Origin of the sequence: Nocardia sp. JW2 (assembly GCF_051843015.1) — a bacterium.
In the GTDB taxonomy this organism is placed as follows: Bacteria; Actinomycetota; Actinomycetes; order Mycobacteriales; family Mycobacteriaceae; genus Nocardia; species Nocardia coubleae.
Window position 1 is genome coordinate 578676 of record NZ_JBPXLK010000001.1, and the last position, 20811, is coordinate 599486.

Annotated in this window: 21 protein-coding genes; 13 read left to right on the forward strand and 8 right to left on the reverse strand. The window is 69.0% G+C overall.

Going from position 1 to position 20811, the window contains the following annotated elements; genetic code table 11:
• Positions 1-51 precede the first annotated feature (51 nt).
• From mvk to ACSVDM_RS02700, 7 genes are read left to right on the forward strand one after another with little or no spacing between them, the layout of a single operon-like run.
• On the forward strand, positions 52-1059 hold the full coding sequence (mvk, locus tag ACSVDM_RS02670) for a mevalonate kinase (protein WP_439262455.1): 1008 nt from the start codon (positions 52-54) through the stop codon (positions 1057-1059).
• A complete protein-coding gene (gene mvaD, locus ACSVDM_RS02675) occupies positions 1056-2081 on the forward strand; it encodes a diphosphomevalonate decarboxylase (RefSeq protein WP_439262457.1) in 1026 nt (341 codons plus the stop codon). Before mvk ends, mvaD begins: the two co-directional genes overlap by 4 nt.
• Positions 2078-3271, forward strand: coding sequence for a phosphomevalonate kinase (locus ACSVDM_RS02680; RefSeq protein ID WP_439262459.1), 1194 nt, complete (start codon positions 2078-2080; stop codon positions 3269-3271). The genes mvaD and ACSVDM_RS02680 overlap by 4 nt, the downstream gene beginning before the upstream one ends.
• Entirely contained in the window at positions 3268-4365 is a 1098-nt protein-coding gene (gene fni / locus ACSVDM_RS02685; protein WP_067635811.1) for a type 2 isopentenyl-diphosphate Delta-isomerase, read from the forward strand. The genes ACSVDM_RS02680 and fni overlap by 4 nt, the downstream gene beginning before the upstream one ends.
• Positions 4358-5416: a hydroxymethylglutaryl-CoA reductase gene (locus ACSVDM_RS02690; RefSeq protein WP_439262461.1), complete on the forward strand. Its 1059-nt coding sequence runs from the start codon at positions 4358-4360 to the stop codon at positions 5414-5416. The genes fni and ACSVDM_RS02690 overlap by 8 nt, the downstream gene beginning before the upstream one ends.
• Positions 5413-6585 carry a hydroxymethylglutaryl-CoA synthase gene (locus ACSVDM_RS02695; RefSeq protein ID WP_067492033.1) on the forward strand — a complete coding sequence of 391 codons (1173 nt, stop codon included), beginning with the start codon at positions 5413-5415 and terminating at the stop codon, positions 6583-6585. The genes ACSVDM_RS02690 and ACSVDM_RS02695 overlap by 4 nt, the downstream gene beginning before the upstream one ends.
• A gap of 2 nt (positions 6586-6587) precedes the next feature.
• Positions 6588-8063: a flavin-containing monooxygenase gene (locus ACSVDM_RS02700; protein WP_439262463.1), complete on the forward strand. Its 1476-nt coding sequence runs from the start codon at positions 6588-6590 to the stop codon at positions 8061-8063.
• A 61-nt stretch (positions 8064-8124) separates the two neighbouring features.
• Here ACSVDM_RS02700 and ACSVDM_RS02705 read toward each other — a convergent pair whose 3' ends face one another.
• The 7 genes from ACSVDM_RS02705 to mftR form a co-directional block, all read right to left on the reverse strand.
• Complete coding sequence (locus tag ACSVDM_RS02705) at positions 8125-8418, reverse strand: hypothetical protein (protein ID WP_439262465.1); 294 nt, start codon at positions 8416-8418, stop codon at positions 8125-8127.
• A 13-nt stretch (positions 8419-8431) separates the two neighbouring features.
• Positions 8432-10786, reverse strand: a complete 2355-nt coding sequence (locus ACSVDM_RS02710; protein ID WP_439262466.1) for a SpoIIE family protein phosphatase — start codon at positions 10784-10786, stop codon at positions 8432-8434.
• Between the two features lie 10 nt (positions 10787-10796).
• Complete coding sequence (locus ACSVDM_RS02715; protein WP_439262468.1) at positions 10797-11420, reverse strand: SpoIIE family protein phosphatase; 624 nt, start codon at positions 11418-11420, stop codon at positions 10797-10799.
• Positions 11413-11838, reverse strand: coding sequence for an ATP-binding protein (locus ACSVDM_RS02720; RefSeq protein ID WP_067492040.1), 426 nt, complete (start codon positions 11836-11838; stop codon positions 11413-11415). Before ACSVDM_RS02720 ends, ACSVDM_RS02715 begins: the two co-directional genes overlap by 8 nt.
• Positions 11816-12199, reverse strand: a complete 384-nt coding sequence (locus ACSVDM_RS02725; protein WP_067492042.1) for an STAS domain-containing protein — start codon at positions 12197-12199, stop codon at positions 11816-11818. The genes ACSVDM_RS02720 and ACSVDM_RS02725 overlap by 23 nt, the downstream gene beginning before the upstream one ends.
• A gap of 9 nt (positions 12200-12208) precedes the next feature.
• A complete protein-coding gene (locus ACSVDM_RS02730; protein WP_067492043.1) occupies positions 12209-13117 on the reverse strand; it encodes an STAS domain-containing protein in 909 nt (302 codons plus the stop codon).
• A 64-nt stretch (positions 13118-13181) separates the two neighbouring features.
• Positions 13182-13814, reverse strand: coding sequence for a mycofactocin system transcriptional regulator (mftR, locus tag ACSVDM_RS02735; RefSeq protein ID WP_439262472.1), 633 nt, complete (start codon positions 13812-13814; stop codon positions 13182-13184).
• A 76-nt stretch (positions 13815-13890) separates the two neighbouring features.
• Between mftR and mftE the strand changes: the two genes are divergently transcribed.
• The 3 genes from mftE to ACSVDM_RS02750 all read left to right on the forward strand — a co-directional run bounded on the left by mftE (position 13891) and on the right by ACSVDM_RS02750 (position 16390).
• Positions 13891-14589, forward strand: coding sequence for a mycofactocin biosynthesis peptidyl-dipeptidase MftE (gene mftE, locus ACSVDM_RS02740; protein ID WP_439262474.1), 699 nt, complete (start codon positions 13891-13893; stop codon positions 14587-14589).
• Positions 14586-15800, forward strand: coding sequence for a pre-mycofactocin synthase MftD (gene mftD, locus ACSVDM_RS02745; RefSeq protein WP_439262476.1), 1215 nt, complete (start codon positions 14586-14588; stop codon positions 15798-15800). Before mftE ends, mftD begins: the two co-directional genes overlap by 4 nt.
• Positions 15801-15892: 92 nt before the next feature.
• Positions 15893-16390 carry a hypothetical protein gene (locus tag ACSVDM_RS02750; protein WP_439262478.1) on the forward strand — a complete coding sequence of 166 codons (498 nt, stop codon included), beginning with the start codon at positions 15893-15895 and terminating at the stop codon, positions 16388-16390.
• Position 16391: 1 nt separating this feature from the next.
• On the opposite strand, the gene ACSVDM_RS02755 is transcribed toward ACSVDM_RS02750, so the two are convergent.
• The gene (locus ACSVDM_RS02755) at positions 16392-16910 is read right to left on the reverse strand and encodes a MarR family winged helix-turn-helix transcriptional regulator (RefSeq protein WP_439262480.1); all 519 of its coding nucleotides are present in this window, start codon (positions 16908-16910) and stop codon (positions 16392-16394) included.
• A 207-nt stretch (positions 16911-17117) separates the two neighbouring features.
• Between ACSVDM_RS02755 and ACSVDM_RS02760 the strand changes: the two genes are divergently transcribed.
• The 3 genes from ACSVDM_RS02760 to ACSVDM_RS02770 all read left to right on the forward strand — a co-directional run bounded on the left by ACSVDM_RS02760 (position 17118) and on the right by ACSVDM_RS02770 (position 20808).
• Complete coding sequence (locus ACSVDM_RS02760; RefSeq protein WP_439262482.1) at positions 17118-18794, forward strand: fumarate hydratase; 1677 nt, start codon at positions 17118-17120, stop codon at positions 18792-18794.
• Positions 18795-18910: 116 nt separating this feature from the next.
• On the forward strand, positions 18911-20281 hold the full coding sequence (locus ACSVDM_RS02765; RefSeq protein WP_439262682.1) for an ABC1 kinase family protein: 1371 nt from the start codon (positions 18911-18913) through the stop codon (positions 20279-20281).
• Between the two features lie 38 nt (positions 20282-20319).
• Positions 20320-20808, forward strand: coding sequence for a M15 family metallopeptidase (locus ACSVDM_RS02770; RefSeq protein WP_439262484.1), 489 nt, complete (start codon positions 20320-20322; stop codon positions 20806-20808).
• Positions 20809-20811 lie beyond the last annotated feature (3 nt).

Here is a 20811-nt window from a genome sequence, read left to right on the forward strand (position 1 = left end):
GTAGGAAGGATGTCGGGCGGTGAACCTGCCCGAGTTGGGAGAGGAATCGATGTGACCACGAAAACGGGCATGGTCGTAGGGATCGGGCGCGCCCACGCCAAAGCGATCCTGCTGGGCGAACACACGGTCGTGCACGGCACGCCCGCGATCGCGTTCCCCCTGCCCGCCCTGCCGGTCCGCGCCCTGGCGCGCCCGGCCGAACCCGGCACCGGGTCGCAGGTTCCGGCCGACGGGCACTTCCGCTTCACCGTCGGTGGAACCGACACCGCCCTGTCGGGTCCACGGGTCGCGGCCGAGGAAGCGTTGCGGCGGTGGGGAATCACCGATACTACCGTCGAAGTCGTTGTGGAGTGCGGGATTCCGCTGGCTCGTGGGCTCGGTTCCAGCGCCGCGTGCGCGGGGGCCGCGGTGCGCGCGGTCGCCGATCTGCACGGGCTCGTCGTCGAACCCGGCGAACTGTACGACCTCGTGCAATGTGGCGAGCAGGTCGCGCACGGGCGGGCCAGCGGCATCGACGCCAGTGCCGTCCTGGCGAACGGTCCGATCCGGTTCCACCAGGGCCGGGCCGAGCCGATGCCGATCGGGCTCGACGCCGCGCTCGTCATCGCCGACACCGGCGTGCCCGGCTCCACCCAGCACGCGGTGGCAGGCGTGCGGCGCAGGCTCGACGAAGACCCCGTGCGGGCCAGGTCGTTGCTCGAGCGCGCCTCGGGCCTGATCGCGGCCGCGGGCGACGAGCTGTCGGCCGGTGCCGCCGAATCGCTCGGCAAGACCATGCTCGATTTCCAGGAACTGCTCGCCGAGCTGGGGGTGAGCACGCCGCACATCGACGCCCTCGTCACCGCCGCGCTCGGTGCGGGCGCCCACGGCGCCAAGCTCACCGGCGCCGGTCTCGGCGGCTGTGTGCTCGCCCTCACCGAGCCCGCCTCGGCGCCCGGGGTGAGTGCCGCGCTGCGCCATGCGGGTGCCGTGCGAACCTGGACGGTGCCGACTCGCGCCATGCACGCCGGCGCCACGCCCCTGTCCGCCACGACTTCGGAACCCGGTACCCACCAATGACTTCGACCTCCGCCACCGGCGAGGCCACCGCGCTCGCCTACCCGAACATCGCCCTCGTGAAGTACTGGGGCAAGCGCGACGAAACGATGTTCCTGCCCGTCACGAGCAGCCTGTCGATGACGCTCGACATCTTCGCGACCACCACCACCGTGCGCGTCACCGACGGCCCGGCCGACGAGATCGAGTTCAACGGCACCGCCGCCACCGGGTCCGCGCACACCCGCATCGAACGCTTCCTCGACCTCGTGCGGGCCAAGGCGGGCCGTGCCGAACGCGCCACCGTGGTCACGGTCAACGACGGCCCGACCGGGGCCGGGCTGGCCTCCTCGGCGAGTGGTTTCGCCGCGCTGGCCACAGCCGCGGCCACCGCCTACGGTCTGGACCTGGACGGGCGTGCCCTGTCGCGGCTGGCCCGGCGCGGGTCCGGGTCGGCGTCGCGCTCGATCTTCGGCGGTTTCGTGGTGTGGCACGCGGGCGAGGGCGACGGCGAGGCGGGCGATCTGAGTTCCTATGCCGAGCCGATCGGCGGCGACGAACTCGACCCCGCCCTGGTCGTCGCGGTCGTGAACCAGACCGCCAAAACGGTGTCGAGCCGCGACGCCATGCGCGCCACCACCCAGACCTCCCCGTTCTACCGGCCGTGGGCCGAGTCGTCGATGCTCGACTTCGACGAGATGCGCCGCGCCGTCGCCCGCGGTGACCTGGCCGCCATCGGTGAGATCGCCGAACGCAACGCGCTCGGCATGCACGCCACCATGCTCACCGCCCGCCCCGGCATCCGCTACCTCTCGCCGCACTCGCTCGCGGTGCTCGACGCCGTGCAGGCCCTGCGCGCCGACGGTGTGCTCGCCTACGCGACCATCGACGCGGGCCCCAATGTGAAGGTGCTGTGCACCCGCGCCGACGCCGCCCGAGTGGCGGCGACCGTGGAGAGCCTCGGCGATTTCGTCACCACCCGCACCGCGCACATCGGTCCCGGAGCCACGCTGCTCCCGGACACCGCGCAGGTCGGGGTCTCATGATCGCCTGTCGTGCCCCGGGCAAACTGTTCGTCGCGGGGGAGTACGCCGTCGTCGAACCGGGTCACCGGGCCGTGCTGGTCGCGGTCGACCGCTACGCCACCGCAACGGTCACGGCGACCGACGGCGACACCGTCCTCGCCACGGACCTGGAGGGCGGGAGCTCCCTCCGGTGTAGCCGCGTGACGGGCGACCAGGCTGGTGTCGCCGCCTCGGCGGAATCGGCCCCCACGAACTCGGCGACGGCCGCCCTCGCGGCGGAAGCGGTCGTGACCCGGGCGCCCGCGTCGGCAGGCCACCCCGGTTCCTTCGTGTCGGCGACCGGGTCGGTTCCGGCCACCTTCTCCTATCTGTTCGCCGCCGCATCGGTGCTCGACCGACTGGTGCTCGAACGCGGAATCACCCCGCGCCCTTATCGTTTGGATGTCACCGCCGATCTGGGCGACGCCGACGGCCGCAAGTTCGGGCTCGGTTCCAGTGCCGCCGTGACCGTCGCGGCGGTGGCCGCGCTCGGCGAGTTCTACGACCTCGGCCTGAGCCTGATGGACCGCTACCGGCTCGCCATGCTCGCCACCGTCGAGGTCAACCCCCGCGCCTCCGGCGGTGACGTCGCCGCGAGCACCTGGGGCGGTTGGATCGCCTACAGCTCACCGGATCGCGCGCGGGTCGCCCGGTCCGCCGAGACCGAGGGCGTCGACGCGGCCCTTCGCCTGCCGTGGCCGGGTCTTTCGGTGCGCCCCTTGCCCACTCCGACCACCCTCGACCTGCACGTCGGCTGGACCGGTACCCCCGCCTCCACTCCCGCGCTGGTCGCCGGGCTCGGCGCACCCCTGGAACGCGCCGATTTCCTGGTCCACAGCAATGCCTGCGTCGAACGCCTCGCCGCCGCCGTCGACGCCGACGACCCCACCGCCATCCGCACCGAAATCGACTGCGCGCGTGAGCTTCTCCTCGGTCTCGACGCGGCCGAGCGGCTCGGCGTCATGACCGAACGCCTCGCCGCGTTGTGTCACGTGGCGGCCGAGGTCGGCGCCGCCGCGAAACCCTCGGGTGCCGGTGGCGGCGACTGCGGTATCGCCCTGCTCGAGCACGGCCGCGCCGCCGCTGTCGCCGCACTGACCGACGGCTGGGAAGCCGCCGGAATCCGCAAGCTGCCCTTGCGGATCCACCCGTCCGAAGGAGTTCGCGCATGATCGCCGACCGCAAGGACGACCACGTTCGCCACGCGGTGAACCATCGCCGCAACCACAGCGGTGGCAACGATTTCGACTCCGTCGCCTTCGTGCACCACGCCCTGGCCGGCATCGACTCGGCCGACGTGCGGCTCGGCGTCGATTTCGCCGGAAAGCACTGGAACTCACCGCTGTACGTGAACGCGATGACCGGTGGCAGCACCAATACCGGCGAGATCAACCGGCAGCTTGCCGTCGCGGCCCGCGAGACCGGAGTCCCCATCGCCTCGGGGTCGATGAGCGCCTACTTCCGTGACCCCGCCGTCGCGGGCACCTTCCGGGTGCTGCGCGAGGAGAACCCGCACGGGTTCGTCCTGGCCAATGTGAACGCCAACGCCACTCTCGACCAGGTGCACAGCGCGATCGACCTGCTCGAGGCCGACGCGCTGCAGATCCATGTGAACTCGGTGCAGGAAGTCGTGATGCCCGAGGGCGACCGCGCCTTCGCCGGGTGGCCGCGCCGCATCGAGGAGATCGTCGCGGGCGTGCCGGTGCCGGTGATCGTCAAGGAGGTCGGGTTCGGCCTCAGCAGGCAGACCGTCACGTGGCTGCGCGAGGCCGGGGTGGCCGTGGCCGACGTCGGCGGACGCGGCGGAACCAATTTCGCGCGCATCGAGAACGACCGGCGGGCGGGCGCCGACTTCGCCTTCATCGAACAGTGGGGTCAGTCGACGGCCGCGTGCCTGCTCGACTGCACCGGCATCACCGGCATCGACATCTCCGCCTCCGGTGGCATCCGCTCACCTCTCGACATGGCCCGCGCCCTGGCACTGGGCGCCAAGGCGACCGGCGTGGCGGGAGCGTTCCTGGAAACGCTCGTCGACCACGGCACCGAGGCCCTCGTCGCCAAGATCACCACCTGGCTCGATCAGCTGCGCAACATCATGACCGTCCTCGGCGCGACCACGCCCGCCGAGCTCACCGGTCGCGATGTGCTCGTCACCGGCGACCTGGCCGGCTTCTGCGCGCTGCGCGGCATCGATGTGGCCTGTCTCGCCCACCGGAGTCCCTGGTGGCGCGAATCGAACCTCCGAGAAGGAGTCATCCATGAATGACATGTCGTACGCGGCTGTCCCGATGCAGTGGGTCGGTCCGCTGCGGATCACCGGCAATGTCGTCGACGACTCCGTCGATGTGCCACTGGCCACCTACGAGACCCCGCTGTGGCCCTCGGTCGGGCGCGGTGCGCGGATCAGCACCCTCACCGAGAAGGGCATCGTCGCCACCCTCATCGACGAGCGGATGACCCGGTCGATCCTGCTCGAAGCCGACGACGCCTACACCGCCTACACCACCGTGCAGCAGCTCGAGGCCCGCATGCCCGAGCTGCAGGAGGTCGTCTCGGGCAGCAGCCGCTTCGCCCGGCTCATCGACCTGAACCACCAGATCGCAGGCAACCTGCTGTTCCTGCGGTTCGAGTTCACCACCGGCGACGCCTCCGGCCACAACATGGCCACCCTGGCCAGCGACCACCTGATGGACCACATCCTGTCGACCATGCCCGGTGTGCGCTACGGCTCCATCTCGGGCAACTACTGCACCGACAAGAAGGCCACCGCCGTCAACGGCATCCTCGGTCGCGGCAAGAACGTCGTCACCGAGCTGCTGATCCCGCGCGAGGTGGTCGAGGCGCGGCTGCACACCACCGCCGCCAAGGTCGTCGAGCTCAATATCCGCAAGAACCTGATCGGCACCCTGCTCGCGGGCGGAATCCGTTCCGCCAACGCGCATTACGCGAACATGCTGCTGGCCTACTACCTGGCCACCGGTCAGGACGCCGCCAATATCGTCGAGGGCTCCCAGGGCGTCACCCACGCCGAGGACCGCGACGGTGATCTGTATTTCTCGTGCACCCTGCCCAACCTGATCGTCGGTACGGTCGGTAACGGCAAGCACGCCAGTTTCGTCGAGGACAACCTGGTGCGCCTCGGCTGCCGGGCCGAACGCGAGCCCGGCGAGAACGCGCGCCGCCTCGCCGTGATCGGTGCGGCCACCGTGCTGTGCGGTGAGCTGTCGCTGATGGCCGCGCAGACCAATCGCGGTGAATTGATGCGTGCCCATACCCAATTCGAGCGGTCAACCACGAGCAACGGGACACAACGATGACCACAACGCCGGTCGGTATCCACGACCTTTCGTTCGCCACCACCCACTACGCCCTCGATCACGCCGTCCTCGCCGAGCGACTCGGGGTGGATCGCGACAAGTTCTACCTCGGCATCGGCCAGGAACGCATGAGCGTGGCCGCCGCCGACGAGGACATCGTCACCATCGCCGCCGCGGCCGCCCAGCCGATCCTGGAACGGCACGGCACCGACAACATCCGCACCGTGCTGCTGGCCACCGAGACCGGTGTCGACCAGTCCAAAGCCGCTGCCCTGTACCTGCATTCGCTGATCGGGCTGCCCAACGCGGCGCGGGTGGTCGAGCTCAAGCAGGCCTGCTACGGCGGCACCGCCGGGCTGGCGTTCGCCGCGGGCCTGATCGCGCGTGACCCGTCGCAGCGGGTGCTGGTGATCGCCGCCGACATCGCCAAGTACGAACTCGACACCCCGGGCGAGCCGACCCAGGGCGCCGCGGCGGTCGCGATGCTGGTCACCGCGAACCCGGCCATCCTCGCGCTCGACCCGATCTCGGGGCTCTACAGCGCCGACATCATGGACTTCTGGCGCCCGAACTACCGCTCCGAAGCCATCGTCGACGGCAAGACCTCGGTGAACGCCTACCAGAAGGCCGCCCAGGAGGCGTGGAGCGACTACCGCCGCCAGGGCGGTCGCGAACTCGGCGAGTTCGCCGCGTTCTGCTACCACCAGCCCTTCACCAAGATGGCCTACAAGGCGCACCGGCACCTGCTCGAGAGCCAGGGCCACACCGCCGAGGCAGCCGACCTCGAGGCCGCCATCGGCGCCACCACCACCTACAACCGCACCGTCGGCAACAGCTACACCGCCTCGCTGTACCTCGGCCTGGCCTCGCTGCTCGACCACGCGGACGACCTCACCGGCAAGGCCCTTGCCATGATCAGCTACGGCTCCGGCAGTGTGGCCGAGTTCTTCAGCGGCACAGTACAACCCGGCTACCGCGCGCACCTGCGCACCGAGGCCAACCAGGCCGCGATCAGCTCGCGCGAGATGCTCGACTACGACCACTACCGTGCCCTGCACGAAGCGGTGCTGCCCACCGACGGCGCCTACCACGCCATGGCCGAGGAAACCCGGCGCCCGTTCCGGCTGGCCGCGATGTCGGGCCACAAACGCATCTACGAAGCTCGGTGACCGTGGCCGATCCGGATATACGGCACGTCAGGATCATCATCGTCGGAAGCGGGCTGTCGGGTGTCGGCGCGGCGGTCCGGTTGAGTCAGCAGGGGCACACCGATTTCCTCGTGCTCGAACGTGGACCCGATGTCGGTGGCACGTGGCGGGTGAACACCTACCCGGGTGCCGGGTGTGATGTGCCCTCGCAGTTGTATTCGTATTCGTTCGCGCTGAACCCGAATTGGACGAGGTCGTTCTCCCCGCAGGCCGAGATCGAACGCTACATCCGGGACGTGTCGGAGCGTTTCGGGGTGCGCGACAAGCACCTCTTCGATTGCGAGATGACGGCGGCGCGCTGGAACGACACCGATGGCCGATGGGAGATCCACACCAGCCGTGGGCAATTCACCGCCGACGTGGTCGTGTCGGCGGCCGGTGTGCTCGCGGAGCCGAATCTTCCCGATATCAAAGGGATGTCGAGCTTCGAGGGGGAGATCTTCCATTCGGCGCGGTGGAATCACGAGTCCACCCTCGTGGGCAAGCGGGTGGCGGTGATCGGCACGGGATCGTCCGCGGTGCAGATCATTCCGTCGATCGCGCCGGAGGTGGCGAGCCTGGATGTGTATCAGCGCACCGCCACCTGGGTGATGCCGCATCTGGGCCGTCGCTATACGGCGGTCGAGCGGTTCGCGTTCCGGCGGATTCCCGGCTTCCAGCGGCTGGTCCGGGCGATGATCTACCTGCTGCGCGAGATCTTCGTCGTCTTCCAGGCCAAGTATCCGCGTGCGGCGGTGCTGCTGGAGTTGGTCGGCCGGGTCAAGATGTTCCTCGAGATCCGGGATCCGCAGGTGCGCCGGAAGGTAGTGCCGACGCATCGTCTCGGCTGTAAACGGATGCTGGTGTCCAACCGTTTCTATCCGGCGCTCGACCGCGACAATGTGGATCTGGTAACGGATTCGATCGCGGAGGTCCGGGCGAATTCGATCGTCACCGAAGACGGCACCGAACGCGAAGTCGATGCGATCGTGTTGTGCACGGGTTTCCGGGTATCGGATTCCCCGACCTACAACCTGTACGTCGGCCGCGACGGGCGCACGCTGTCGGAAATCGGTGAGGCGGAAGGGTATCGCAACTACAAGGGCACAACGGTCGCGAACTTTCCCAACCTGTTCTTCATGCTCGGTGCCAATTCCGGCTTGAATTACACCTCGCTGATCTACATCATGGAATCCCAGTTCCGGTACCTGATCTCGGCACTGGAAACCATGGAGCAGCGCGGTCTGCGCACCGTCGAAGTGCGCAAGGACGCCGAGGAAGAATACAACCGGGGAATCCAGCGCAAGATGGCGAAAACGGTGTGGGCCACCGGTGGGTGCCGCAGCTGGTTCCTCGACAGCACGGGCAACAACGCGGTGCTGTGGCCGGACTACAGTTTCCGTTACCGCAGGCAGATGCGCGTTTTCGACCTCGAGGCGTATCAGACGACCACGAACTGAACCCGTCGATTCCGGAGCTGTCGTCGGCTCCGGAATCGACGGTTTACTCACGGATCGTTGTTCAGAGGATCGACCCGATGATCTTCAAAATACTGTCGATCAGGTCGCCGACTGCTGCAGACATCAGTTTCTCCTTCGAGATGGGGATCGTCTCGCAAAATTGCACGGCGATGGCACCGACAGCGTCGGTGTCATCAGGGTTGTGCAGCTCAACGAATTCGCGAGATGATCGCTGGATATCCGGATGCACACCTGGCTCGGTGTGGGACTGCGGTATCACCGTAGCAATGGAGTTTGGCTCCGACAAGCAACGGGTAGACGTGTCAGCACGGAATTTCTCTGTGCCCTTCCGCATTTGCTGACAGTTGTCAGGACGAGCTCAGCGACGACATTCCCGGCGGGCGCGTCGAGGCGCGCAGTGGATTCGCGGTCGGGAAGGTGATCGACGGCAGCGTCACCCACATACGCACCCGGGTGCCCTTTTCGTCGTGGGTGAATTCGAGATCCTCGGTGAGTACCCGCATCATCTCCACCCCACGGCCTCGATAGCCGGGGTCGGTGGGGGTGGGCACCCAGCGGCCGGTGTCGGTGACCTCGATGACCACCCGGTCGCCCTCACAGGTGGCGGTGAGCACCACCCGGCCGGGTTCGGTGTCGCGGTAGGCGTGTTCGACGCTGTTGCTACACGCCTCGTTGGCGGCGGCGACGAGGTCGGCGGCCAGGTCGTGCGGCACGGCGGCCGTGGCGAACCAGCGGTAGAGGGTGCGCCGCAGCCCGGTCAATTCGACTGCGGCGGCGGGTATGTCGACGTGCAGCGGTTCCGGCGGCTGACGGTAGACGACCATCGCCACGTCGTCGTCGTAGCCCGCGGGCGGGCACAGCCGCGACAGCACGGCGTCGGCCACATCGCGGGGGAGCGCGCCGCCGGTCTCGCTGAGGACGTCCGCGATCTTCACGAAGCCCTCCTCGATGTCGTAGCCGCGCTGTTCCACCAGTCCGTCGGTGAACAGCACCAGCGAGGAGCCCGCGGGCAAGGCGGTGGTCGCCTCGGGGCGGCGCGGAGTGTCGAAGGTGGCCAGTGGCACTGCCCGCCCGCCTTCCAGGATCCGGCCCGGCCCACCGGGTGCGGCCAGGATCGGCGGCATGTGGCCGGCGTTGGAGTAGCGAACCACGCCGCGCTCGGGGTCGAGCACGGCGGCGCACACGGTGGTGCACATGGCGCCGGGAATCCGCGCGGCGACCGCGTCGAGCTCGGCTAGCAGCTGGGCGGGTCCGGCACCGCGCAGCAGCAGCGCCCGTGCGGCAGTGCGCAATTGGCCCATCACCACCGCCGCGGACAGTCCTCGGCCGACGCAGTCGCCGACGACCACGCCGATGGTGCCGTCGCGCAGCGGGACCACGTCGTACCAGTCGCCACCGATCTCGAGCGGCGGCAGGGCGGGTTCGTAGTGCACTGAGAATCGCGGCGGCAGTTCGATCGGTCCGAGCATGGCACGCTGCAGGGTGAGCGAGGTGGCACGGGCCTGATCGAAGTTGCGTGCACGCTGCAACGCGACACTGAGATGGCCGACCAGCAGCGAATACAGCGCCCAATCGGCGGCACTCACGGCGCGCGGGGCGCCGAAGCGCACCCACAGCGCCGCGTCGCCGGTCTCACCGAGCGGCGCCACGACGGCGTCCACGCCGCCCTCGTCGCCGGTGATGGCCGACAGACCGCGCGGGGACTGCCTGCGCGCCCGGTCGAGCAGTTCGTTGGTCTGCTCGTCGAGCACCACCGGGGCCTCACCGCGCGAACTCGGCTGCTGCACCGGCGTCGCGACGAATCTGGCGTTGGCGGAGACGAATTCGGGTTCCGGCGGGGCCTGTGCCGCGGTGGGGGACTCGCCGCAGGAGTAGAGGTCCGGTCGACCGGTGCGGCTCGGCCACACCGCCACGAGTGCCGTGCGCGCGCCCATCGTCCGCCGCAATTCGTCGAGCCCGACGGCGAGGACCTCCACCATGCTGGTGGCCGCGCCGACCGCGGTCGCCAGTCGCGAGGCCGCCTGGTCGCGGGCCTGCGCGTCGTGCTCGGCGGTGACGTCGCGCACCGTGCCGACGAAGATCCGCTCGTTGTTCTCCTGCTTCACCAGCGAACTCGCGCTCACCGCCAGCCAGCGTTCGCGGCCGTCGCGGTGACACACCGGCATCACGAAACGGGAAGCCTCCGTACCGATCTGGGGATAGCCCTTGCGATCGGTGAGGGCCCACGGATGCGGCAGCGCGAACGGCACCTCCTCGGGCCCGTACCCGGTGAGCACCCCGAACGCGGAGTTCACCTCGACGATGGTCCCGTGCTCGTCGGCGACGAAGAACCCGTCCTGCAGCGACTCGACCAGCGCGGTGCGGAACGCGTCGCGACCCGCGAGATCCTCGGCGCGCGAACGCTGTTGCTCGTAGCGCTTGGTGCCGTCGAGGTAGCCGCGGGTGGCGATGTCGAGCGCGGCCATCGTCTGCAGCAGGAATTCCAGCGCCACCTCCGCCCCGCGCGAATACGCCTCGCTGCCGGCGAGTTCGGCGACGGTGCGGAAGTGGTGTTCGGTGAGATCGAGCAAACTGATGCCCTCGACGAGGGCGCGCCTGCCGAGGTCGTAGCCCTCGCTCAGGCCTGTCTGGCCCGGCGCGGCGACATGGCGGCGCAGGGCAGCCGAATAGTCGTCGAGGAACGCGGCCAGGACAGCACTCATCGGCACCCTCTCATGATCCTGCTCCCCGGAATCGGGCCGCCAGGACCAGCGCGTCGTCGGTGTCCTTGGCGTCGCGGGCGAGCAGGTCGCCCGCGATGGCGGCCGCGGGCCTGGCCAGGTCGATCTTGTCGGCGTCGGCGGTGACGAGACCGTCGGTGGCCATCAGCAGCAGGTCGCCCTGTTTGATCGGCAGGGTCTGCGGCTGGAGATGCGCGGGCAGGCGGTAGCCGACGATGCCGCCGGTGAGCAGCATGGTCGCCCGCAGCTCCGGGCCCGCCGGACCGAGCGTGAGCAGCCGCGACTCCACGTTGCCCACGCCGATCCATTGCAGGGTGTCGCCCGGCCCGATCAGCGCCAACGACATTGCGGCGCCGCGGGTTTCGGCCATCGCCCGATGACACAGCACCATCAGCACATCCAGTGGTTCGCCGCGGTTCTCCGACAGCACGAGGGTCGCGCGATCGGCCGCGTCCGCTGCCGCGGCGCCGTGGCCGAGACCGTCGAGCACGCCGAACAGCACACCGCCGTCGCCGGTGTCGAGGACGACGCCACGGTCACCGGAGACGTCCTGGCCGGGTAGTGCCCGGCCGGCCGTCGACCATTCCGCGCGGCCGGTGATCCCGTCTTCATGCACCGTCGGGTACCCACTTCCACATTTCGATCAACGTCCCCCGGCCGGGGGCGGAATCGATGGTGATGCCGTCCATCAGCCTGCGAGCGCCCGGCAGGCCGAGGCCGAGGCCGCGACCGGTGGAGTACCCGTCCTCGAGCGCGCGCGGAATGTCACGGATGCCGGGACCCTGGTCCTCGGCTTGGACCACGAGGCTCTGGCGGCCGTCGCGGATGTCGACGAGCAGGCGGATCTCGCCACTGCCCGCGTAACTGGTGATGTTGCGGGCGATTTCGGAGATGGCGGTGGAGATCATGGTGCGGTCGGTGAGGGTGAAGCCGAGGTGAGCCGCCAGCTCGTGCCCGGCCTGGCGTGCGGTCACGATGTCCTCGGACACCTTGACTGCGATCGCGACCTGCTCAGCGGCCACTGTCACGACCATCTCGTCGGCTGCGCGGGTGACGGTTCAGCCAGGCGAGACCTTCTTCGAGGTCGAGGGCCGTCTGCATGTCCTCGAAGGTGAGCCCGAGCTGCACCATCGCGAACGCGACCTCGGGCTGTAAACCGACGATCACCGTTTCCGCGCCGCGCAACTGGGTCATGTGGGCGATGGTGCGCAGCGACCGGGCGGCGAAGGAATCCATCACGTCGATGGCCGTGACATCGACGATGATGCCGGTCGCGCGATAGCGGCTGACCTGCGTCATGAGATCGTCCTGCAGCCGCTCGGTGTCGGCGTCGGTCAGTGCCGACTGGACCGAGGCGATCAGGAATGTGCCCTGTTTCAGGATGGGTACCGGCATGGCGGACTGCTAGCGCCCGTCCCGCTCGCTCAGCCGCTCGGTGACCCGGGTGACCTCGTACCCGAGCAGCCGCTCGGCCTCTTCGATACCACCCTGCAGGTCGCCGACCGCGTTCATCTTGGACAGGTCGAGGCCGATGGTCACCAGGGTGAGCGCGATCTCGGAGGACAGACCGGTGATGATGACGCTGGCGCCCATCAGGCCCGAGGCGTCGACGGTCTGCACGAGGTGGTTGGCGACCACGGAGTCGATGGCGGGCACACCGGTGATGTCGATGACGACCACCTTGGCGCGATTGGCCCGGATGGCGCGCAGCAACTGCTCGGTGAGCTGACGGGCGCGCTGGGAGTCGAGCACGCCGATGATGGGCAGGATGAGCAACTGCTCGCGCACCTGCAGCACCGGGGTGGACAGCTCGCGGATGGCTTCCTGCTGGCGGCTGATGACGCGCTCGCGCTCCTGCACGAACGACACACCCACGGTGTTGGCGATGCGGTTGGCGGCGGGCTCGTAGGCGTCGAGCACCTGGTTGAGCATCTCGAAGTTGGACTGGTACTTCGAGAACAGCGAGCGGGCGAGCACGTCGCGCAGCAGCAGCACGATTCCGAGGACCTCGTCGGTCTCGACGCCTCGGGGAATGATGCGCTCGGACAGGTCGCGGGCGTAGGCCTGCAGGGCCTCGACGCTACCGGTGACCAGCACCTCGACGTAGTTGTCGTACATGGAGGTGGCCTCGGAGAAGATCTCCTCCGGGGTCATCGCGGTGAGCAGTTCGGCCTCGGTGATGCGCCGCGCCCATTCCTCACGCAGGCCGGTGCGGTTCTGCCGGAGGTGCTCGACCAACTGGGGGAGCAGGTTGTTGTCCACCGGGCGCGCCGGTGGCGCATCCGCGGAAAGACTCGTTGACACCTCGGACATGGAAGCTCCTGCCCCTTTCGACGTTTTCACCAGGTGCGCGCAGCACACGTTGACCGAAGCCTACTCATACCCCATCCATGGTGCTGCCCAAACCTGCCGGTAACCGGCTATCCGGGGTGAAGCCGCGAGCCAGCGCCGCCAGGGCCCGATCCAGGTACACGGTGAGATCGGCGTCACCGCGTTCGAGCCAGGCGTCGAAGGCCGCGCGGGCGGCCGCCAGGGTGGTGCGGCCGACGGCCAGGGGGATCAGGTCGTCGGCGCTGGTACCGAGCCTGCGCGCGGCGAATTCGCCGACCGCGCGCTCCCAGGCGTCGTAGTGCGCGCCCGCGCCCGCCGACAGTGCGGGGATCCCCGAGATCAGGCGCATCCTGGTGCGCAGTTCGGGGATGTCCTCGGCGCGATACCTGTTGGCCGCCACCACGATCCGCCGCACCGCCGTCATCATCGGCTCGTCGTCGGCGACGGCGGCGAAGGCCGCGCGCAGGTCGGCCACCTCGTCGTCGAACTGGTGCCACAGCACCTCGCCCTTGCTCGGGAAGTAGCGGAAGAAGGTGCGTTCGCTGACGCCCGCCTCGGCCGCGATCTGCCCGACGGTCACCTCCTCGAAGCCGTGCTCGGTGAACAGGCGCATCGCGATGAGTTCCAGGGCGCGGCGGGTGGTGCGCGGTGGGCGGCCGCGCTGGGTCGGGGCTGACATGGATACAGCGTAGGGAGTGGGCCGCCGGGGGGAGCCAGGTCTTGATTATGTCAGTGACTGACGTTAATGTTCGGTCATGTTCGTGGCCCAGCTCACATCGCCGGAGGTCGACGCCTGTCGCGCGTCGATCCTGCTGGTTCCGCTCGGCGCCATCGAGCAGCACGGACCGCACCTGCCGCTGTCGACCGATCTCGACATCGCCTCGGCGCTGTGCGCGCGGGCAGCGGCCGCTCGCGACGACGTGCTCGTCGCGCCCGCCGTGCCCTACGGCGCCAGCGGCGAGCACGCCGGATTCGCCGGCACGCTGTCGATCGGGCAGGCCGCGCTGGAGCTGCTCGTGGTGGAGCTGTGTCGTTCGGCCACCGCGACTTTCGAGCGGATCGTGCTGGTCAACGCCCACGGCGGCAATGTCGATGCGCTGCGCCGGGCCGTCACCCTGCTGCGCTCGGAATCGCGCGACGTGCGCCTGTTCTGCCCCGGCTACGGCGGCGACGCGCACGCGGGCCACGCCGAAACCTCCCTCCAGCTCGCCCTCGCGCCCGACCGGGTGCGCACCGAGCTGGCCGAACCGGGCGACACCCGCCCGCTCGTCGAGGTGCTGCCGCTGCTGCGCACGGGCGGGGTGGCCGCGGTGAGCCACAACGGAATTCTCGGCGACCCGACCGGGGCGAATGCCGCGGCGGGCACCGAACTGCTGAGTGCGGCGACCGCCGCGCTCCTGCACGACCTGGGCCGCTGGTGGCCGGGTGACAACGAGGAAGGACCACGTCGATGAACCCCTGGTTCGAGACCGTCGCCGAGGCGCAGCGTCGCGCCCGCAAGCGGCTGCCGAAGTCGGTGTACGGCGCGCTGATCGCCGGTTCCGAACGGGGCCAGACCATCGAGGACAACCAGACCGCGTTCACCGAACTCGGTTTCGCACCGCACTGCGCGGGCCCCATCGGCGACCGCGACCAGTCGACAACCGTGCTGGGGCAACAGGTTTCGATGCCGGTGCTGATCTCGCCGACCGGTGTGCAGGCGGTGCACCCCGACGGTGAGGTCGCCGTGGCACGGGCCGCGGCCGCCCGCGGCATCGCGATGGGCCTGAGCTCGTTCGCGAGCAAGCCGGTCGAAGAGGTGATCGCGGCCAACCCCGCCACCTTCTTCCAGCTGTACTGGTGCGGCAGCAAGGACCAGATCCTCGAACGGATGGAACGCGCGAAGACCGCCGGTGCGGTCGGGCTGATCCTCACCCTCGACTGGTCCTTCTCGCACGGTCGCGACTGGGGCAGCCCGCAGATCCCCGAATCGCTGAACCTGCGCACCATGATGAAATTCGCCCCGCAGACCCTCGCCCGTCCGCGCTGGCTGGCCACCTACCTGCGCTCGGGTTCCATCCCCGACCTCACCGCACCCAATATGTCCGTCGGCGGCGGCGCCGCGCCCGGCTTCTTCGGCGCCTACGGCGAATGGATGCAGACACCAGCCCCCGACTGGGACGACGTGGCCTGGATCTGCGCGCAGTGGGACGGCCCGGTGCTGCTCAAGGGCGTGATGCGAGTAGACGACGCGCTGCGCGCGGTCGACGCCGGCGTCGCGGGCATCTCGGTGTCCAACCACGGCGGCAACAACCTCGACGGCACCCCCGCCGCCATCCGCGCCCTGCCGGTGCTGGCCGATGCCGTGGGCGACCAGATCGAGGTCCTGCTCGACGGCGGTATCCGGCGCGGCAGCGATGTCGTCAAGGCCGTCGCCCTCGGTGCCCGCGCGGTCCTCATCGGCCGCGCCTACCTGTGGGGTCTGGCCGCCAACGGCCAGGCCGGTGTGGAGAACGTCCTCGACATCCTGCGCGGCGGCATCGACTCCGCCCTGCTCGGCCTGCGCAAGACGTCGGTCACCGACCTGACCCGCGACGACATCGTGGTCCCGGAAGGTTTCGAACGCGCCCTCGGCATCCCCGACACGGCCCGCACCGCGAACACCGCCGAGAAAGTATTGCGGTAAGCGGTATTTCGCCGAGGGTCGGACGGGTTGTCCGGGCGGGGACCGGTCGCTATGGTCGAGCGTTGACCTGTCGGTCGCCGGAGGGGGAGATCATGGACGTTCGGGTAATGCGGTCGCGCAGTGTGACTTTCACCCTGCCCGCCTTGGTCGCGGTGGCGCTGGTGTCGGCCGGGTGCAGTGCGCCGGGTTCGGCCCAGCGCCCGACGACCACCACCCGCCCGCCGGTGACCACCCCGCGCACCACCACCTCCGCGCCCGCCACCACCTCGTCGGCGCGGCCCACCACCAGCACCGCCGCCCGCCCGGCCTCGGTGGGGGTCTGCGTGGAGACGGCGACGAACAAGCGGGTGGCCGACGACCGGTGCGACACCTCCGACGCGAGCTACAAACGGTTCTGGTACAAGCACACCGACACGCTGGTCTACCCGGCGGTCGGCGCCACGATCGCCCTGGCGGCGGGCAGTTTCCTGCGGCCGAGCACCGGCGACGTCTACGACCGTGGGGCACCGGTCGCGGGCGGAACGGTCCTGCGCGGCGGGCTCGGGCAGCGCCCCGACTCGAGCGGTGGCGGCGGAAGTTCGGGGTCCTGACTCACGCCATGTCCGCGGCCGGTGTCGCCTCCTTCGCCGCTACGCGTGTGCCGAGTTCCCTTGCCGCGCTGCGGTGGTGGTCGATCAGCACGTCGTAGATCTCGGCGAGTGCGGCCAGTTGCGAGCGGTCGAGCACATCGATCATGTGCCGTCGCACGCTGCGCACATGGGCGGGAGCCGCCGTGGTGAGCAACTGACCGCCCGCGCTCGTCAGCCGCGCGACGGTGCGGCGCTGATCGTGCGGCATCGTCTCGCGCACCACCAGTCCGCGCTTCTGCATGCGGGTGATCTGGTGTGAGAGTCGGCTCTGCGACCACTCGAGCGCACCCGCCAGGTCAGCGAAGGTCAAACGCTGGCCCGGTGCGTCCGCTAGGTACACCAGCACGGAATATTCGACATAACTGAGATTGGCCGCCCGGCCGGCGTCACGCCCGATCGCCGCGGCGATCAGGTCGCGGGTACGGACATAGCCCAGCCAGGCGCGCATTTCGACATCATCGAGCCACTGTGGATCGGTCACGATCGAGCTCCAGATTCGCCGGTGCAAGCTTCGGATTGAACGGCGCACGCCCACCACCGCCCGGGAGAATGGGTAGCACCGTTTGTGTTGAACGTGCAACCTCGACAATGCTTTATGTTGAGTAAGGGTTGCCTAATCCGCAGGTCGGCGGCCGGTGGTGGATAGGCTCTGCGATGCTCTGCCCACCTGCCTGAAGGAGTGCGATCCGTGACCGCGCCGGAGTTCCGCTATTCCGATCTGCTGCCGATCGGCGCGGACGACACGCCGTACCGTCTGCTGACCACCGAGGGGGTCAGCACCTTCGAGCACAACGGCCGCACCTTCCTGCAGGTAGAGCCCGAAGCCCTGCGCCTGCTCACCGAGACGGCGATCCACGACATCAGCCACTACCTGCGCCCCGCGCACCTGCGGCAGCTGCGCAAGATCATCGACGACCCGGAGTCTTCGGGTAACGACCGTTTCGTGGCGCTCGACCTGCTCAAGAACCTCAACATCTCCGCGGGCGGCGTGCTGCCGATGTGCCAGGACACCGGCACCGCGATCGTGATGGGCAAGAAGAGTGAGGGTGTGCTCACCGGTGTCGACGATGCCGAGTGGATCAGCCGCGGCGTGTTCGATGCCTACTCCCGGCTCAACCTGCGCTACTCCCAGCTCGCGCCGATCACCATGTGGGAGGAGAAGAACACCGGTTCCAACCTGCCCGCCCAGATCGAGCTGTACTCCACCGAGGGTGACGCCGACAACCCGGTCTACAAGTTCCTGTTCATGGCCAAGGGTGGCGGTTCGGCCAACAAGTCGTTCCTGTACCAGGAGACCAAGGCCGTCCTGAACCCCGAGCGCATGCTCGAGTTCCTCGACGAGAAGATCCGCTCCCTCGGCACCGCGGCCTGCCCGCCGTACCACCTGGCCGTGGTCATCGGCGGCACCAGCGCCGAATTCGCTTTGAAGACAGCGAAATACGCCTCGGCGCACTACCTGGACAACCTGCCGACCGAGGGTTCCATCACCGGTCACGCCTTCCGCGATCTCGAGCTGGAGGAAGAGGTCTTCCAGCTCACCCGTGAGTTCGGTATCGGCGCCCAGTTCGGTGGCAAGTACTTCTGCCACGACGTGCGCGTGGTGCGCCTGCCCCGCCACGGCGCCTCCTGCCCGGTCGCCATCGCGGTGTCCTGCTCGGCCGACCGCCAGGCCCTCGCCAAGATCACCAAGGACGGCATCTTCCTCGAGCAGCTGGAAACCGAACCGGCGCAGTACCTCCCGGAGCAGACCGAGGACATCCTCGGCGGCGACGTGGTGCAGATCGACCTGAACCGCCCGATGGACGAGATCCGCGCCGAGCTGTCGAAATACCCGGTGAAGACCCGGCTTTCGCTCACCGGCCCGCTGGTCGTTGCCCGCGATATCGCGCACGCCAAGATCAAGGAACGCCTCGACGCGGGCGAGCCGATGCCGCAGTACCTGCGCGACATGGCCGTCTACTACGCGGGCCCGGCCAAGACCCCCGAGGGTTACGCCTCCGGCTCGTTCGGTCCGACCACCGCCGGGCGCATGGACTCCTACGTCGACCAGTTCCAGGCCGCGGGCGGTTCGATGATCATGCTGGCCAAGGGCAACCGGTCCGCCCAGGTCACCAAGGCGTGCAAGGAACACGGCGGTTTCTACCTCGGTTCCATCGGCGGCCCGGCCGCGCGCCTGGCCCTCGACTGCATCAAGAACGTCGAGGTGCTCGAGTACCCCGAGCTCGGCATGGAGGCGGTCTGGAAGATCGACGTCGAGGACTTCCCGGCCTTCATCGTCGTCGACGACAAGGGCAACGACTTCTTCGCCGAGACCTCCAAGCCGATCGCCCTGCGCGTGCGTACCCGCTCCAAGGAACGCGTGTAGAGACCCGCTCCCGAGGACCCCGGCGGCTGCGTCTTCGCGGGCGCCGGGGTCTTCTGGTCGTGCGTCCAGCCGTCGCGGTGTAACGTGACCGGCGACATACGGTGAACGGGGTGGCTATGCCCGCTGGAATTCCTGGGGGCCGGGTGGCGCGCGGCGCCAAGCTCGGACAGTTCGCCGCGGGCCAAGCGGTGCGCGGGGTCGGCAGACGACTGTCGATGATCGGTCGCACCGAGGAGGCCAGGCAGGTGCTGGCCGAGCGCTCGGCGATGACGACCGCGCAGCAGATCGTCACGGTCCTCGGCAGCATGAAGGGGTCGGCGATGAAGCTGGGGCAGATGGCCTCGGTGCTCGACCTCGACTTCGTTCCCGAATCACATCGCGAACATTTCCGCGCCCAGTTGGCCGCGCTGCAGGACAAGGCGCCCGCGGTCGCGTTCCCCACCATGCGTGCGGTGATCGAGGACGATCTCGGACCGCTCGGCGGCGTCTTCGCCGACTTCGACGAGACCGCCATCGCGGCCGCGTCGATCGGTCAGGTGCACCGGGCCACCCTGCGCGACGGGCGCGTGGTCGCGGTGAAGGTGAAGTACCCCGGGGTGGAGCGCGCCGTCCACGCCGATATCGGCAACCTCGAATTCCTCAGCAAGATGGGCAGATCCGTGCTGCCGAGCATGGCCGACACGGGTGTGCTCGAAGAGATCGCCGACAATCTGCGCAGCGAATTGGACTACGAACGCGAGGCCAGTACCCAGCACCGGGTGGCGCGGCGGTATCGCGGACACCCGTTCATCACCGTGCCCGACGCGATCGTCGAACACTGCTCGCACAATGTGCTCGTCACCGAATATGTCGAGTCACAACCCTTTTCGCACATGCGCACGTTGCCCGACGCCGACCGCGACCACCTGGGCGAACTGATCTACCGGTTCTACATCTCCAGCCTGTTCGTCGACAACGAGTTCTGCGGCGACCCGCATCCCGGCAACATGCTGCTGGCCGCCGACGGGAAGCTCGCCTTCGTCGACTTCGGCCTGTACAAGCAGATGGACCCGGCGCATGTCGATTTCGAGCGCGACGTGCTGCGTGCGGCCGCCGAGGGGCGCGGTGAGGACCTGTACACAGCGTGGGTCGACCGGGGGATCATCGACCCGAGCGCCGGGGTGTCGGTCGAGGAGAGCCTGGCCTACGTGTGGGCCGCCACGGGCTGGCACCTGCTGGACGAGGACGTCACCATCACTCCCGAATTGGCCACCGGCGCACTGCTGCTCGCGGTCGACCCGCGTTCGTCGCAATTCCACGGCATGCACCGGCAACTGCTGCCGCCCGAGCACGTGTTCTCCCGCCGGGCCGACCTGTTCACCTTCGCCACCCTCGGCCAGTTGCGGGCCACCGCGAACTGGCACCTGCTGGCCCGCGAATGGCTCTACCACGAGCCGCCCGTCACCGAGGTCGGCCGCGAGATCGACCGGTGGCGCCGATCCGGGTGAGGCGAACCGCGCCGAACCGGGGCCGATAGGATTCCGGCATGCACTCTGTTCTCCGCATCCTGGTCGGCGTGTGCGCGGTCGCCGCGATGACGGCCACCGGCACCGCAACGGCCGACCCCGATCAGCGCGAACAGGTCCAGTCCGCCGCGGGCACCGAGGGCCTCGACCCACCGCTCGCCCTGGCCTACACCCTGGCCGAACAGCAGGCCCACGCCGAGGGCGTGCCGCTGTCGGTCACCTCCGGCTACCGCACCCCCGAACAGCAGGAAGCGCTGTGGCAGGACGGCCTGGCCACCCACGGCACCCCGGAGGAGGCCCGCCGCTGGGTCCTCCCGCCCGCCGAATCGACCCACGTCTCCGGCCACGCCGTCGACGTCGGCCCGCAGATCGGCGCCCAGTGGCTCGAGGCCAACGGCAACCGCTGGGGGTTGTGCCGGACTTTCGACAACGAGTGGTGGCACTTCGAGTTGGTGACGGTACCGGGGGCGCCGTGCCCGCCGACCGTGCCCGACGCGAGCATGCGGTAGGTC

What these genes read in the sequence shown, in the direction of transcription:
- mftD (WP_439262476.1), top strand. Translation starts at nt 14,586, where the DNA reads ATGAACCCCTGGTTCGAGACCGTCGCCGAGGCGCAGCGTCGCGCCCGC.
- mftR (WP_439262472.1), bottom strand. Translation starts at nt 13,814, where the DNA reads ATGTCAGCCCCGACCCAGCGCGGCCGCCCACCGCGCACCACCCGCCGC.
- ACSVDM_RS02750 (WP_439262478.1), top strand. Translation starts at nt 15,893, where the DNA reads ATGGACGTTCGGGTAATGCGGTCGCGCAGTGTGACTTTCACCCTGCCC.
- ACSVDM_RS02710 (WP_439262466.1), bottom strand. Translation starts at nt 10,786, where the DNA reads ATGAGTGCTGTCCTGGCCGCGTTCCTCGACGACTATTCGGCTGCCCTG.
- ACSVDM_RS02695 (WP_067492033.1), top strand. Translation starts at nt 5,413, where the DNA reads ATGACCACAACGCCGGTCGGTATCCACGACCTTTCGTTCGCCACCACC.
- ACSVDM_RS02765 (WP_439262682.1), top strand. Translation starts at nt 18,911, where the DNA reads ATGCCCGCTGGAATTCCTGGGGGCCGGGTGGCGCGCGGCGCCAAGCTC.
- fni (WP_067635811.1), top strand. Translation starts at nt 3,268, where the DNA reads ATGATCGCCGACCGCAAGGACGACCACGTTCGCCACGCGGTGAACCAT.
- mftE (WP_439262474.1), top strand. Translation starts at nt 13,891, where the DNA reads ATGTTCGTGGCCCAGCTCACATCGCCGGAGGTCGACGCCTGTCGCGCG.
- ACSVDM_RS02705 (WP_439262465.1), bottom strand. Translation starts at nt 8,418, where the DNA reads ATGCGGAAGGGCACAGAGAAATTCCGTGCTGACACGTCTACCCGTTGC.
- ACSVDM_RS02720 (WP_067492040.1), bottom strand. Translation starts at nt 11,838, where the DNA reads ATGGTCGTGACAGTGGCCGCTGAGCAGGTCGCGATCGCAGTCAAGGTG.
- ACSVDM_RS02690 (WP_439262461.1), top strand. Translation starts at nt 4,358, where the DNA reads ATGAATGACATGTCGTACGCGGCTGTCCCGATGCAGTGGGTCGGTCCG.
- ACSVDM_RS02725 (WP_067492042.1), bottom strand. Translation starts at nt 12,199, where the DNA reads ATGCCGGTACCCATCCTGAAACAGGGCACATTCCTGATCGCCTCGGTC.
- ACSVDM_RS02770 (WP_439262484.1), top strand. Translation starts at nt 20,320, where the DNA reads ATGCACTCTGTTCTCCGCATCCTGGTCGGCGTGTGCGCGGTCGCCGCG.
- ACSVDM_RS02680 (WP_439262459.1), top strand. Translation starts at nt 2,078, where the DNA reads ATGATCGCCTGTCGTGCCCCGGGCAAACTGTTCGTCGCGGGGGAGTAC.
- ACSVDM_RS02730 (WP_067492043.1), bottom strand. Translation starts at nt 13,117, where the DNA reads ATGTCCGAGGTGTCAACGAGTCTTTCCGCGGATGCGCCACCGGCGCGC.
- mvaD (WP_439262457.1), top strand. Translation starts at nt 1,056, where the DNA reads ATGACTTCGACCTCCGCCACCGGCGAGGCCACCGCGCTCGCCTACCCG.